This window comes from Pseudomonas sp. TE12234 (assembly GCF_054061835.1).
Genome location: NZ_JBSSEP010000005.1, coordinates 175,373 through 188,659 on the forward strand (window position 1 = coordinate 175,373; position 13,287 = coordinate 188,659).

13 protein-coding genes are annotated in these 13,287 nt (G+C 60.8%); 7 read left to right on the top strand and 6 right to left on the bottom strand.

Features of this window, described 5'->3' with window-relative positions; translation table 11 throughout:
* Position 1 precedes the first annotated feature (1 nt).
* Together ACVWYU_RS10685 and lnt are read left to right on the top strand one after the other, a co-directional pair.
* A complete protein-coding gene (locus ACVWYU_RS10685) occupies positions 2-841 on the top strand; it encodes an HlyC/CorC family transporter (protein ID WP_046028710.1) in 840 nt (279 codons plus the stop codon).
* 16 nt (positions 842-857) lie between these two features.
* Positions 858-2,381, top strand: coding sequence for an apolipoprotein N-acyltransferase (gene lnt / locus ACVWYU_RS10690; RefSeq protein WP_090325459.1), 1,524 nt, complete (start codon positions 858-860; stop codon positions 2,379-2,381).
* A 76-nt stretch (positions 2,382-2,457) separates the two neighbouring features.
* Here the strand turns inward: lnt and ACVWYU_RS10695 are convergent, their stop codons facing one another.
* Positions 2,458-3,219 (bottom strand): YdcF family protein, encoded by a 762-nt coding sequence (locus ACVWYU_RS10695; RefSeq protein ID WP_457372673.1) that lies wholly within the window; start codon positions 3,217-3,219, stop codon positions 2,458-2,460.
* A gap of 105 nt (positions 3,220-3,324) precedes the next feature.
* A complete protein-coding gene (locus ACVWYU_RS10700) occupies positions 3,325-3,645 on the bottom strand; it encodes a hypothetical protein (protein ID WP_248915620.1) in 321 nt (106 codons plus the stop codon).
* 280 nt (positions 3,646-3,925) lie between these two features.
* Between ACVWYU_RS10700 and leuS the strand changes: the two genes are divergently transcribed.
* From leuS to ACVWYU_RS10725, 5 genes are all read left to right on the top strand, one after another.
* A complete protein-coding gene (gene leuS, locus ACVWYU_RS10705) occupies positions 3,926-6,532 on the top strand; it encodes a leucine--tRNA ligase (protein ID WP_247254616.1) in 2,607 nt (868 codons plus the stop codon).
* 88 nt (positions 6,533-6,620) lie between these two features.
* Entirely contained in the window at positions 6,621-7,226 is a 606-nt protein-coding gene (locus ACVWYU_RS10710; protein WP_390957354.1) for an LPS-assembly lipoprotein LptE, read from the top strand.
* A gap of 39 nt (positions 7,227-7,265) precedes the next feature.
* Entirely contained in the window at positions 7,266-8,303 is a 1,038-nt protein-coding gene (gene holA, locus ACVWYU_RS10715) for a DNA polymerase III subunit delta (protein ID WP_090325466.1), read from the top strand.
* A 210-nt stretch (positions 8,304-8,513) separates the two neighbouring features.
* The gene (arfA, locus tag ACVWYU_RS10720) at positions 8,514-8,678 is read left to right on the top strand and encodes an alternative ribosome rescue factor ArfA (protein ID WP_065908951.1); all 165 of its coding nucleotides are present in this window, start codon (positions 8,514-8,516) and stop codon (positions 8,676-8,678) included.
* A 62-nt stretch (positions 8,679-8,740) separates the two neighbouring features.
* A complete protein-coding gene (locus tag ACVWYU_RS10725) occupies positions 8,741-10,063 on the top strand; it encodes a lytic murein transglycosylase (RefSeq protein ID WP_457372674.1) in 1,323 nt (440 codons plus the stop codon).
* 73 nt (positions 10,064-10,136) lie between these two features.
* On the opposite strand, the gene ACVWYU_RS10730 is transcribed toward ACVWYU_RS10725, so the two are convergent.
* The 4 genes from ACVWYU_RS10730 to ACVWYU_RS10745 all read right to left on the bottom strand — a co-directional run bounded on the left by ACVWYU_RS10730 (position 10,137) and on the right by ACVWYU_RS10745 (position 13,203).
* On the bottom strand, positions 10,137-11,087 hold the full coding sequence (locus ACVWYU_RS10730; protein ID WP_090325471.1) for a S66 peptidase family protein: 951 nt from the start codon (positions 11,085-11,087) through the stop codon (positions 10,137-10,139).
* Between the two features lie 169 nt (positions 11,088-11,256).
* Positions 11,257-12,279, bottom strand: coding sequence for a lipoyl synthase (lipA, locus tag ACVWYU_RS10735; protein ID WP_090325473.1), 1,023 nt, complete (start codon positions 12,277-12,279; stop codon positions 11,257-11,259).
* A gap of 1 nt (position 12,280) precedes the next feature.
* Positions 12,281-12,928 (bottom strand): lipoyl(octanoyl) transferase LipB, encoded by a 648-nt coding sequence (gene lipB, locus ACVWYU_RS10740; RefSeq protein WP_090325474.1) that lies wholly within the window; start codon positions 12,926-12,928, stop codon positions 12,281-12,283.
* On the bottom strand, positions 12,928-13,203 hold the full coding sequence (locus ACVWYU_RS10745; protein ID WP_247254612.1) for a DUF493 domain-containing protein: 276 nt from the start codon (positions 13,201-13,203) through the stop codon (positions 12,928-12,930). The genes lipB and ACVWYU_RS10745 overlap by 1 nt, the downstream gene beginning before the upstream one ends.
* Between the last annotated feature and the right edge of the window lie 84 nt (positions 13,204-13,287).

Sequence of the window (13,287 nt, forward strand, 5' to 3'; positions counted from 1 at the left end):
TATGAGCGAAGATCGATCGAGCAACGGGCAGAAGTCTTGGCTGGGTAAGCTCACCCAGGCTTTTGCCCACGAGCCGAAAAACCGCCAGGAGCTACTGGAGCTGCTGCGCGACGCACACCAAAACAAACTGTTGGACAGCGAAGCGCTGGCCATCGTCGAAGGCGCCATCCAGGTCGCTGACCTGCAAGTTCGGGACATCATGGTCCCGCGCTCGCAGATGGTCAGCATCAAGGCGACCCAGACACCCCGCGAGTTCCTGCCTGCCGTGGTCGACTCGGCCCACTCCCGCTACCCGGTGATCGGCGAAAGCCACGATGACGTGATGGGCGTGTTGCTGGCCAAGGACTTGCTGCCGTTGATCCTTCGGGAGAATGGCGACAGCTTCAACATCAAGGACCTGTTGCGCCCGGCCACGTTCGTGCCCGAGTCCAAGCGCCTGAACGTACTGCTGCGCGAATTCCGCGCCAACCACAACCACATGGCCATCGTCATTGACGAATACGGCGGCGTGGCGGGCCTGGTGACCATTGAAGACGTGCTCGAACAGATTGTCGGCGACATCGAAGACGAACACGACGTCGAAGAAGACAGCTACATCAAGCCACTGCCCAGCGGAGATTTCCTGATCAAGGCCCTGACGCCGATCGAGAACTTCAACGAATTTTTCGACAGTGAGTTCTCCGACGACGAGTTCGATACCGTCGGAGGCCTGGTGATGAGTGCATTCGGGCACTTGCCAAAACGCAACGAAATCACCGAAATCGGCCCCTATCGCTTCCGCATCCTGAACGCCGACAGTCGTCGGATTCATCTGCTGCGCTTGACGCCCATCGCCCGGTAAAACATTAAGGATAGAAATGCGCTGGACAACCCGCCCCGGCTGGCCCGGTAACCTGCTGGCCGTGGCGGCCGGTGCAATCACCACCCTGGCGTTGGCGCCGTTTAATATCTGGCCTCTGGCACTGCTTGCCGTCGGCCTGTTCTATGCGGGCTTACGCGAGCTGAGCCCTCGCCAGGCCCTTGGTCGCGGTTGGTGTTTCGGCTTTGGCCTGTTTGGCGCCGGTACCAGCTGGATCTACTACAGCATTCACAACTTCGGTGGCGCCTCGGTGTTGCTGGCGGGGTTCCTGATGCTGCTGTTCACGGCGGCGATTGCCTGGTTCTTTGCCCTGCCCGCCTGGCTCTGGGCGCGCTGGCTAAGACGCAACGAAGCGCCACTGGCTGACGCCCTGGCATTTGCAGCGCTGTGGGTTGGCCAGGAAGCGTTCCGTGGCTGGTTCCTCACCGGTTTCCCATGGCTCTACTCCGGCTACAGCCAGCTCGATGGCCCGCTGACCGGGCTCGCCCCCCTGGGCGGGATGTGGCTGATTTCCTTCACCCTGGCCCTGACCGCCGCACTGATCTACAACGGCATGCGCCTGGTGCGCAGCGGACGCAAGGGCTTCATCGTGGCGGGCGCCCTGCTGCTGGTCGGCCCCTGGGTCGCCGGCATGGCCCTCAAGCACCACGCCTGGACCAGCCCTTCGGGCGCACCGCTGAGTGTCGCGGCGATCCAGGGCAACATCGAACAAAGCATGAAGTGGGACCCGGCGCAGCTCAATGCGCAACTGGCGCTTTATCGCGACATGAGCTTCAGTTCCAAGCGCGCCGACCTGCTGATCTGGCCGGAAACTGCCGTGCCAGTGCTCAAGGAGTCCGCCGAGGGCTACCTGAACATGATGGGAAACTTTGCCGCAGAACGTAAATCGGCACTGATCACCGGCGTGCCAATCCGCCAGATGGCCCATCACGAAAAACGCTTCTACAACGGCATCACCGTTGTCGGTGAAGGCGATGGCACTTACCTCAAGCAGAAACTGGTGCCGTTTGGCGAATACGTTCCATTGCAGGATCTGTTGCGCGGGTTGATCGCCTTCTTCGACCTGCCGATGTCGGACTTCGCCCGAGGCCCGGACGATCAGATCATGTTGCAGGCCAAGGGCTACCAGATTGCGCCATTCATCTGCTACGAAGTGGTGTATCCGGAATTCGCGGCCGGCCTCGCGGCCAAAAGCGATTTGCTGCTGACCATCAGTAACGACACCTGGTTCGGCACCTCGATCGGTCCGCTGCAACACTTGCAGATGGCGCAGATGCGCGCCCTGGAGGCCGGTCGCTGGATGATCCGCGCCACCAACAACGGCGTGAGCGGCCTGATCAACCCGTTCGGCCAGATCACCGCGCAGATCCCGCAGTTCGAGCGCGGCATCCTGTATGGCGACGTGGTGCCGATGCACAACCTGACGCCTTATCTTCAATGGCGTTCATGGCCGCTGATCATTCTGTGCGTGCTGTTGTTTGGCTGGGCGTTGATTGCCAGCCGGATGGCCAAGACGGTCTGACTTGTGAGCCTTGGACAGAGGGCTTTTTGTGGCGAGGGAGCAAACACCCTCGCCACAGGGTGCTTACCTGCCATCGCTATCGGTAAAACAACGAATAACCTACCTGCCCCACCGCCTCATTAACCAACTGCCCGCTCTGCCAGATCGATTTGAATTCCGGCATCCAGCCACCCAGCGGTCGGGCGTTGTCCACGCCTAAAAACCCCACGGGTGCCGGCACCACTTCAAACCCCGCCTTACGGAAGCTCCAGACGGCTCTGGGCATGTGCCAGGCCTGGGTCACCAACACCACGCGCTTGATGCCTTCAGGCAACAACACTTCAGCGCTGAATTGCGCGTTTTCCCAGGTGGTACGGCTACGCCCTTCCTGCCATCGAACAGTGACACCGAAATCATCGTGCAGCGAATCGGCCATCATCTTGGCCTCGGTCGGCGGCGTGCCGTAGTGCAGCCCGCCACTGGTCAGGACCGGCAAGCCCGAAGCCTTGGCCAGTCGCGCCGCATAACGCTGGCGCTCAAGACCAATACCCGTCGGTTGATCGGCACCCCACGCCGGATCGCCCCGTTCGCGCCCCGAGCCCAATACCACAATCGCATCGGCATGCCGGGCCAACGTCGCCCACTCGTCGCGCGCCAAGGGTGGCTCGCGCTCAAGGAACCCGGCGCCCCACTGCACCACGATGGGCAGGCTCATCAACCAGAAACCGCCCAGGCCCAAGGCAAAACACACACCGGCAAGCCTCGGCCTTGAGCGGCGCAACCACCAGGCAAGCGCCAGCAGCAGCAACAGAATGCCCGGCGGCAATAGCAGTTGTTTTAAGAAATAACGAAAAGGCATCGAGCATCTCCTTGAAGATGCCCGAAGCCTAAGTGGGTTGACGCAATGCGACAATAAATACGGAAGGGCTATGCTTCAAAAAACCCCGGTGCATGGCGCTATGCCTTACTTGCAATGCAGAGACCGGACCTTTACCGCGTCTCTGCCGGGTGTTTTGTCCTTGAGCCAGATGATCTTGGCTGAACGCGGTGCATCAAGTTGCTTCACTGCCTCGGACAAGCATCCGTGCGTTTCACGCTCACAACGATCCAGATACGCCTTGACCAGGGCAAACTCTGCGGGGCTCAAGCCGCGCAATTCAAGCTCCAGTGGACGTTCATCACGTAGACGGCCTGCGGTTTTTGCCGCGTCCAAGGCCATTCCAAGACGATCTATCAGTCTTTCGTATAACTCCGGTTTTGTAGCTTTTTGCTGTGAATCAACCATCCCTCACCTCATTGGAAGATAAGACCTACTCCCCAGTTAGAGCTTAGCTTCCATGAACAAACCGGCTGAACGCCGCGACCAACGGCCCTCGCAGCGTTTTTTGCGAGACGCGCGGCCGTAATCAGGGTTTCCCTCGATAGAGTGCGGTCATGTATGCTACGGCGCTTCCTGTAACTCCACTTCCAGCTCGTCTGGGCACCGAAACGCCGATTAGGCGCGTTCACCGTCCAGCGTCGCATTGAAGAGGATTAGGCCACCCCTATTCAGTTCAAAAGTAGCCATGCACGAACAATATCAGCCCCGTGAAATCGAAGCCGCCGCCCAGTCGTTCTGGGACGAGCAAAAGTCCTTTGAAGTCAGTGAACAGCCAGGCAAGGAGACCTACTACTGCCTGTCGATGTTCCCTTACCCCAGCGGCAAGCTACACATGGGGCACGTGCGCAACTACACCATCGGCGACGTGATCTCCCGCTATCAGCGCATGCAAGGCAAGAACGTCCTGCAACCCATGGGTTGGGACGCGTTCGGCATGCCGGCGGAAAACGCCGCGATGAAGAACAACGTAGCGCCCGCCAAGTGGACCTACGAAAACATCGCCTACATGAAAAGCCAGCTGCGCAGCCTGGGCCTGGCGGTGGACTGGTCGCGTGAAGTGACCACCTGCAAGCCTGATTACTACCGTTGGGAACAATGGCTGTTCACTCGCCTGTTCGAAAAAGGTGTGATCTACAAAAAGAGCGGTACCGTGAACTGGGACCCGGTCGACCAGACCGTTCTGGCCAACGAGCAGGTGATCGACGGTCGCGGCTGGCGCTCCGGCGCGCTGATCGAGAAGCGCGAAATCCCGATGTACTACTTCAAGATCACCGCCTACGCGGATGAGCTGCTGGAGAGCCTCGACGAACTGACTGGCTGGCCTGAACAGGTCAAGACCATGCAGCGCAACTGGATCGGCAAATCCCGCGGCATGGAAGTGCAGTTCCCGTACAACGTCGATTCCATTGGCGAAGCCGGCACACTGAAAGTCTTCACCACCCGTCCGGACACCCTGATGGGCGCGACCTATGTCGCCGTGGCCGCCGAGCACCATCTGGCCACCCTGGCCGCGAAGAACAATCCTGAACTGCAAGCGTTCATCGCTGAATGCAAGGGCGGCAGCGTCGCCGAAGCCGACGTCGCCACCCAGGAGAAAAAAGGCGTACCGACCGGCCTGTTCGTCGAACACCCGCTGACCGGTGAAAAGCTGCCGGTCTGGGTCGCCAACTACGTGCTGATGCACTACGGCGATGGCGCGGTCATGGCTGTTCCAGCCCACGACGAACGCGATTTCGAGTTCGCCCACAAGTACAACCTGCCGGTCAAATCCGTGGTGCGCACCAGCTCCGGTGACGTCAACCCGGCACCATGGCAGGACGCCTACGGTGAACACGGCACGCTGATCAATTCCGGCGAGTTCGACGGCCTCGACTTCGCCGGCGCCTTCGACGCCATCGAAGTGGCGCTGATCAAGAAAAACCTCGGTGCCTCGCGCACCCAGTTCCGCCTGCGCGACTGGGGCATCAGCCGTCAGCGCTACTGGGGCTGCCCGATCCCGATCATCCACTGCGACACCTGCGGTGACGTGCCGGTACCGGAAGATCAATTGCCTGTCGTGCTGCCGGAAGACGTCGTACCCGATGGCGCCGGCTCGCCACTGGCGCGCATGCCCGAGTTCTACGAGTGCAGTTGCCCGAAATGCGGTAAGCCTGCCAAGCGTGAAACCGACACCATGGACACCTTCGTCGAGTCCTCGTGGTACTACGCCCGCTACGCTTCGCCGCACTTTGAAGGTGGCCTGGTAGAAAAATCCGCTGCCGACCACTGGTTGCCGGTGGACCAGTACATCGGCGGCATCGAACACGCGATTCTTCACCTGCTCTATGCGCGCTTCTTCCACAAGCTGATGCGCGACGAAGGCCTGGTGAGCTCCAACGAGCCGTTCAAGAACCTGCTGACCCAGGGCATGGTGATCGCCGAGACTTACTATCGTCGCGAAGCCAACGGTGCCTACACCTGGTTCAACCCGGCGGATGTCGAACTCGAACGCGACAGCAAGGCCAAGGTCATCAGCGCCAAGCTGATCGCAGACGGCCTGCCGGTGGAAATCGGCGGCACAGAGAAGATGGCCAAGTCCAAGAACAACGGCGTTGACCCACAGTCGATGATTGACCAGTTCGGCGCAGACACCTGCCGCCTGTTCATGATGTTCGCCTCGCCACCTGACATGAGCGCGGAATGGTCTGACTCCGGCGTGGAAGGCTCGCACCGCTTCCTCAAGCGCGTCTGGCGTCTGGCTCAGGCGCACGTCGTTCAGGGCCTGCCGGGCAAGCTGGATGTCGCCAGCCTGAACGACGAGCAGAAAGCCGTTCGCCGTTCGATCCACCAGGCCATCAAGCAGGCCAGCCATGATGTCGGGCAGAACCACAAGTTCAACACCGCCATCGCCCAGGTGATGACACTGATGAACGTGCTGGAAAAAGCCCCGCAAGGCACCGAGCAGGACCGCGCACTGGTTCAGGAAGGCCTGGAAACCGTCACCCTGTTGCTGGCTCCGATCACCCCGCACATCAGTCACGAGCTGTGGAATCAACTGGGTCATGCCGACCCGGTGATCGACGCCGCCTGGCCGGTGCTGGACGAGAGCGCGCTGGTGCAGGACAGCCTGCAACTGGTGATCCAGGTCAACGGCAAGCTGCGTGGCCATATCGAAATGCCGGCCAGCGCCAGCCGCGAAGAAGTCGAAGCTGCCGCGCGGGCTAACGAGAATGTGCTGCGTTTTGTCGACGGTCTGACCATTCGCAAAGTAATCGTGGTGCCCGGGAAACTGGTCAACATCGTCGCCAGCTAATTGGATCAGGCGCCAGCTCATGCCTGGCGCCGCGTAAAACCTTTCGGGCCGCATGATCGGCCCACGTGGTTTCAAGGGGAGCAACACAATGATCAAACGCAATTTGCTGGTGATGGGCCTTGCGGTCCTGCTGAGCGCCTGCGGTTTCCAGCTGCGTGGCACCGGTACTACAGAACTGGCGATCAAGGAGCTCGACCTGAGCGCGCGCAACGCCTACGGCGAAACCGTGACGCAATTGCGCCAGGTGCTGGAAAGCAGCGGCGTCAAGGTCTACACCGGCGCACCTTACAAACTGGTGCTGACCGATGAACAGCAAAGCCAGCGCATCCTCAGCTACGCCGGTGCCGGTCGTACTGGCGAATACCAGGTGACCACAGTCCTCAATTACGACATCCGTGGCCAGAACAACCTGGATCTGTTGAGCGACAAACTTGAAGTACAGAAAATCTTCATCCACGACGGCAACAATCTGGTGGGCTCTGACCAGGAAGCTGCAACTGCACGGGGCGAAACCCGTCGCGAGTTGATTCAGCGCATGATCCTGCGCCTGCAACAACTGACCCCGGCCCAGCTCGATCAGTTGCAGCAGACGGCCAATGCCAGGGCCAAGGCTGAAGCCGCGGCGCTGGAAGCGGCGCAGAAGGCTGAAGCGGAAACACCGCGTCAGTCGCCTGTTGAACTGCCGAAGCAGTAAGACTTACGGGGCGTTCAAACGCCCCGTTTGCCCTCGCCTATGAAACTCGCCCCCGCTCAACTCGGCAAACACCTGCAAGGTGCCCTCGCGCCGGTCTACGTCATCAGTGGCGATGACCCCTTGCTGTGTCAGGAAGCCGCCGACGCGATCCGCGCCGCCGCTCGCCAGCAAGGTTTCGATGAACGCCAGGTTTTTGCCGCCGATGCCAGTTTCGACTGGGGTACGCTGCTGCAAGCCGGCGCCAGCATGTCGTTATTCGCCGAAAAGCGTCTGTTGGAACTGCGTCTGCCCTCCGGCAAACCTGGCGACAAAGGTGCCGCCGCACTCATCGAGTACTGCTCGCGACCGGCCGAAGACACGCTCCTTCTGATCAGCCTGCCAAAGCTGGACGGCAGCGCGCAGAAAACCAAGTGGGGCAAGGCCCTGGTCGAAGGTCAGCAAACCCAGTTCGTGCAGATCTGGCCGGTGGATGTCAGCCAGCTGCCGAGCTGGATCCGTCAGCGCCTGTCCCAGGCCGGGCTTTCCGCCAGCCAGGACGCGGTCGAGCTGATTGCTGCACGGGTCGAAGGCAACCTGCTGGCCGCCGCCCAGGAAATCGAAAAGCTCAAGCTGATGGCCGAAGGCGGTCAGATCACCATCGAAACCGTGCAGGCAGCGGTGGCCGACAGTGCGCGCTTCGATGTCTTCGGCCTGACTGATGCGATTCTCAACGGTGAAGCCGCCCATGCCCTGCGCATGCTCGAAGGGTTGCGCGGGGAAGGTGTCGAACCGCCGGTCATTCTCTGGGCGCTGGCCCGGGAGCTGCGCCTGCTGGCCAATATCTCATTGCAATACAGCCAGGGAACGCCCCTGGACAAAGCCTTCAGCCAGGCCAAGCCGCCCGTTTGGGACAAGCGCAAACCCCTGATGAGCAAAGCCCTGCAGCGCTACTCGGCGCAACGCTGGGCGCAGTTGCTGCTCGAAGCACAGCGCATCGATGCACAGATCAAGGGCCAGGCAGCTGGCTCGCCGTGGATGAGCTTGAGTCGATTGACGTTGTTGATGGCGGGCCAGCGCCTTACGCTGCCTGCCGAGTGAACTCGCCCCCCCTGTAGGAGCGAGCCTGCTCGCGATGGTCGTTAACGATAACGCGGGGAGTCTGGCCCCCCGCAGTGTTCCTGATTCGATCGCAAGCAGGCTCGTTCCTAAAGGGGGCGGCGCATTGACTGACATCTCGCCCTATAGACAGAACCCCAACTTCGGCGGATGATTTGCTCCGCAAAAACCACTCACTTGCGAGCATCCATCATGAGCAAAAAGCCGTCCAGACACGGCCCCAACAAGGCCAAATCCATCATCGCCCAGCCACTGTTCCGCAGCCGTCAGGAACGAGCCGGCAAGGGCAAAGGCAGCTACCGCCGCGAAGCCTTCCAGTCTAATAGCTGGGAGGCTTCTTACTTTCTGGCAGCCTGAAAGGCATGCATCGGCTCAACATGTTAAGGTCTGCATCTGATCCGTTTTCCCTGGACCCGTGCATGCCCCTTTGTCTTTCCCGTCGTTGGCACCTGCGCCAATTGATTGCTGCCTCCAGCCTCATTTTGCTAGTCGCCTGCGCGGAAAAACCCACCGCCGCCGACGCCCAGCCGCTTCAGACCCTTCCCGTCACCACTGCCCCTGCTGTGGTTCCGCCAGTGGCACCCAGCGACGAAAATCTCGACATCCAGCCGACTCAGACCTTCGCCGAATGGCTGGCAGGTTTCCGCAAAGAGGCCCTGGCCGCCGGTATCCGCGCCGACGTGTTCGACCGCGCCTTCGCCAACGTCAGCTTCGACCCGAGCGTGATTCGTGCCGATCGCAGCCAGCCGGAGTTCGCCCGACCAGTATGGGAATACCTCGACGGCGCCCTGTCGCCGCTGCGGGTACGCAAAGGCCAGGCACTGATCAGCCAATACGACGGCATCCTGCAAAGCATCGAGCAGCGTTACGGCGTCGATCGCCAGGCCCTGGTGGCGGTATGGGGCATGGAAAGTAACTTCGGCCAGTTCCAGGGCAACAAATCGGTGATCAATTCACTGGCGACCCTGGCCTATGAAGGCCGACGCCCTGCCTTCGCTCACGCGCAATTGATCGCCGCCCTGCAGATCCTGCAACAGGGCGACATCGAACCGGACAAGATGCTCGGCTCCTGGGCCGGCGCCATGGGCCAGACCCAATTCATCCCGACCACCTACAACACCCACGCCGTGGATTTTGATGGCGACGGTCGCCGGGATATCTGGGGCAGTGCCAGCGACGCCCTGGCGTCGACCGCGCATTACCTGCAAAGCTCCGGATGGCAGAAAGGCCAGCCATGGGGCTTCGAGGTGCAATTGCCGAGCGGCTTCAACTACTTCCTGGCTGACGGCACGATTCGCAAAAGTGTCGCCGAATGGCGCCAACTGGGTATCACGCTGCCCAATGGAAGCCAGGCCCCGGCAGGCACTGAACAGCTCTCCGCCGCATTGTTGCTGCCAGCCGGCTATCGCGGCCCGGCATTCCTGGTGCTCGATAACTTCCGCGCGATCCTCAAATACAACAACTCTTCGTCCTACGCACTGGCGGTGAGCCTGTTGGCCGAACGTTTCAACGGCGCGGGCCTGATCAGCGGCACCTGGCCGAAAGATGATTTGCCATTGAGCCGTACCGAGCGCATTGAACTGCAGAACCTGCTGAGCGCCCAGAACTACGATGCCGGCACCCCGGACGGCATCATCGGCGCCAACACGCGCAAGGCGATCCGCAGCGCCCAGCAGTCGTTTGGCTGGCCGGCGGATGGCTATCCGACGCACAAGTTGCTGGAAGGTCTTCGCAGCCGCTAAATGCTTCGCGGGCAAACCGTCACCCTCAGGGTGGCGGCTTGCCCGCGATGACGACCTGACAGGCAGTGCCGTTCTAGCGCCTGATCACCACATCCTGCTCCAGCAGCAGCTCCTGCCTGCCCGCATTCAGCCTGACCAGCGCGCCCATGGGCAACGTCAGATTCGGATCACAATGCCCGCTGCGCCACCCGGACAGCACCGGAATCCGCAACGGCTCGAACGTCTGCTTGAGCAATCGTTCCAGGGAAGGCACATCGACCCCTGCCACGTCCCCGACCAGAACGCCACGCAGCTTGCGCAGTGTCCCGGCAAGCCGTAGATGGGTCAGCAATCGATCGATGCGATACAGCGGTTCGTTGATGTCTTCGATAAACAGGATGACACCCTCGGCATCGATCTCGTAAGGCGTGCCCATGGTTGCGGCAATCATCGACAGGTTCCCGCCCAGCAAGCGTCCATGAGCGATGCCAGGCTCGATCGTGGTCAATGGGAAGGCCTCCGGATGCGCCAGCACGCTGCCAGTCTTCAAGTGGCCACGCAGCATGTTGAGGAACGAAGACTCAGTGGGTTGTTGCCGCTTGCCGAGCAGGTCGGCATTGAGCAGTGGACCATGGAACGTCACAAAACCCGCATGGCGACTGATCGCCAGGTGTAACGCCGTAATGTCGCTGTAACCGATGAACGGCTTGGCATTATTGCGCAGCAGGTCGAAATCGATACGGTCAAGCAAGCGTGGCGTACCGTACCCTCCTCGCAGGCAGATGATGGCGTCGACCTCGGTATCAGCGAACGCCGCATGCAAATCGTTGAGCCGCACCTCATCGCTACCGGCGAGGTAGCCTTCCTTTTCGTAGACGCCGGGAAACACTTTGAGCGAATAGCCTCGGTCGCGCATCCACTGCACGGCCTTGTGGGTGTCCAGCGCAGCCGGACCGGCAGGCGCAATGACGCCAATCAGCCCTTCCATCGGCAATGCCGGAACGGGAGCATTTGGACAAAGCGTGTGGGTCGGTCGAACTGTCATCCATATCTCCCTGCGTAAAACCTCAATACACAGTAGTCAGGAATGGGGGCAAACAGAAGAGGCTTCGTCGCCCCGCAGGTTGCAGGAAAAAGCGCGGAGGGTCGTGGGCAAGACAAAAAAATGCCCGCTCGGCTCACTGCCTGGCGGGCGTTTTTCTGTCTTCAGCTCATCAGGACGACATCAACTCGGCCTTGACCAGTTTCGCCTGCTCGTCGGCGTGGTACGAAGAGCGCACCAACGGACCGGAAGCGACGTTCTTGAAGCCCATCTTGTAACCTTCCTCGGCGAACCAGGCGAAGGTGTCCGGGTGTACGAAACGCTGAACCGGCAAGTGGCTGCGGGACGGTTGCAGATACTGGCCCAGGGTCAACATGTCGATATCGTGCTCGCGCATGCGCTTCATGACTTCGATGACTTCGTCGTCGGTCTCGCCCAGCCCCAGCATCAGGCCGGACTTGGTCGGAATGTGCGGCATCATCTGCTTGAAGCGTTGCAGCAGGGTCAGCGACCACTGGTAGTCCGAGCCCGGGCGCGCGGCCTTGTACAGACGCGGCACGGTTTCCAGGTTGTGGTTGAACACATCCGGCGGCTCGGCCGCGGTGATTTCCAGTGCGATATCCATGCGGCCGCGGTAGTCCGGAACCAGGGTCTCGAGCTGCACGTTTGGCGACAGCTTACGGATCTCGCGGATGCAGTCGGCAAAGTGCTGGGCGCCGCCGTCGCGCAGGTCGTCACGGTCTACCGAGGTAATGACCACGTACTTGAGGCGCAAGTCGGCGATGGCGATAGCCAGGCTTTCCGGCTCGTTGACGTCCAGTGGTTTCGGACGACCGTGACCCACATCGCAGAACGGGCAGCGACGGGTGCAGATGTCGCCCATGATCATGAAGGTCGCGGTGCCACCGGAGAAGCACTCGCCCAGGTTCGGGCAGGAGGCCTCTTCGCAAACGCTGTGCAGCTTGTGTTTACGCAACAGCGCCTTGATGCGGTCCACTTCCGGAGAAACCGGGATGCGCACGCGAATCCAGTCAGGCTTTTTCGGCAGCTCAGTGGTCGGAATGATTTTTACCGGGATGCGTGCAACCTTTTCGGCGCCGCGCAGCTTTACGCCGGCTTCAACCTTGGCACGCGGGGCCGGACGCTCGGTGACATCCTGCGTCGGGATCATGGTTTGCACTGCATCAGTAGTCATATCAGTCGATTCCGCCCGTTAGGGTCGTCTGCTCAGCATAGTCGAGGTGTTTGACGAGCTGCGCGCGCAGCCGGGCACTTACCTCGGCAAATTCAATCGGTCCTGCGTGATCGCTCAGCTGGGTCATCGCCAGCCCGGCGTAGCCGCAGGGATTTATCCGTCGAAACGGTTCCAGGTTCATGTCCACGTTCAGGGCCAGGCCGTGAAAGGAACAACCATGGCGGATCCGAAGACCCAGGGAAGCAATTTTCGCCCCGTCGACGTAGACACCCGGAGCATCGGGCTTGGCCGCAGCCGTCACGCCATAACTGGCGAGCAGTTCGATCAGGCACGTCTCCATGCGGGTCACAAGGTCACGGACACCGAAACCCAGCTTGCGCACATCCAGCAACAGGTAGGCCACCAATTGCCCCGGACCGTGATACGTCACCTGGCCACCGCGGTCGACCTGTACCACCGGAATATCTCCCGGCAGCAACAGGTGTTCGGCCTTGCCGGCCTGACCCTGGGTGAACACCGGCGGGTGCTCGACCAGCCAGATCTCGTCGGCGGCATTGCTGCCGCGTTCGTTGGTGAAGCGTTGCATGGCATGCCAGACCGGTTCGTAAGCCATCTGGCCAAGTTCGCGAAAGCCCAGCGTGCCAGACATCACAGCACCATGTGCACGAAGCCGGTAGCCCGCAGTTCGCTGTTGATGTTGTACAGCTGATCCTGGTCGGTGGCGACGATGTGTAACTGAATCGTGGTGTATTTGCCGTTGGTGCTTTGACGCTCATCCACACGCTCATCGTTGATCGTCGCGTGTTTCTTGACGATCTCGATGATCTTGTCTTTGTTGCCAACGCCGGTATCGCTGATCACCTTAACCGGGTAATCAACGTTGGGAAATTCGATCTTTGGCGCCTTTACTTCGGTATCGGTCATGGCGTAACGGCCTCGTAAGCGTAAGCCGTGGCGACGGGCAAGGCCCCGGGCTGGATCAGCGCGGAGCCATGCAGGTGCACACTA

Excerpts from the sequence above, each read along its gene's own strand:
- ACVWYU_RS10685 (WP_046028710.1), top strand. The coding sequence starts at position 2 with ATGAGCGAAGATCGATCGAGCAACGGGCAGAAGTCTTGGCTGGGTAAG.
- lnt (WP_090325459.1), top strand. The coding sequence starts at position 858 with ATGCGCTGGACAACCCGCCCCGGCTGGCCCGGTAACCTGCTGGCCGTG.
- ACVWYU_RS10695 (WP_457372673.1), bottom strand. The coding sequence starts at position 3,219 with ATGCCTTTTCGTTATTTCTTAAAACAACTGCTATTGCCGCCGGGCATT.
- ACVWYU_RS10700 (WP_248915620.1), bottom strand. The coding sequence starts at position 3,645 with ATGGTTGATTCACAGCAAAAAGCTACAAAACCGGAGTTATACGAAAGA.
- leuS (WP_247254616.1), top strand. The coding sequence starts at position 3,926 with ATGCACGAACAATATCAGCCCCGTGAAATCGAAGCCGCCGCCCAGTCG.
- ACVWYU_RS10710 (WP_390957354.1), top strand. The coding sequence starts at position 6,621 with ATGATCAAACGCAATTTGCTGGTGATGGGCCTTGCGGTCCTGCTGAGC.
- holA (WP_090325466.1), top strand. The coding sequence starts at position 7,266 with ATGAAACTCGCCCCCGCTCAACTCGGCAAACACCTGCAAGGTGCCCTC.
- arfA (WP_065908951.1), top strand. The coding sequence starts at position 8,514 with ATGAGCAAAAAGCCGTCCAGACACGGCCCCAACAAGGCCAAATCCATC.
- ACVWYU_RS10725 (WP_457372674.1), top strand. The coding sequence starts at position 8,741 with ATGCCCCTTTGTCTTTCCCGTCGTTGGCACCTGCGCCAATTGATTGCT.
- ACVWYU_RS10730 (WP_090325471.1), bottom strand. The coding sequence starts at position 11,087 with ATGACAGTTCGACCGACCCACACGCTTTGTCCAAATGCTCCCGTTCCG.
- lipA (WP_090325473.1), bottom strand. The coding sequence starts at position 12,279 with ATGACTACTGATGCAGTGCAAACCATGATCCCGACGCAGGATGTCACC.
- lipB (WP_090325474.1), bottom strand. The coding sequence starts at position 12,928 with ATGTCTGGCACGCTGGGCTTTCGCGAACTTGGCCAGATGGCTTACGAA.
- ACVWYU_RS10745 (WP_247254612.1), bottom strand. The coding sequence starts at position 13,203 with ATGACCGATACCGAAGTAAAGGCGCCAAAGATCGAATTTCCCAACGTT.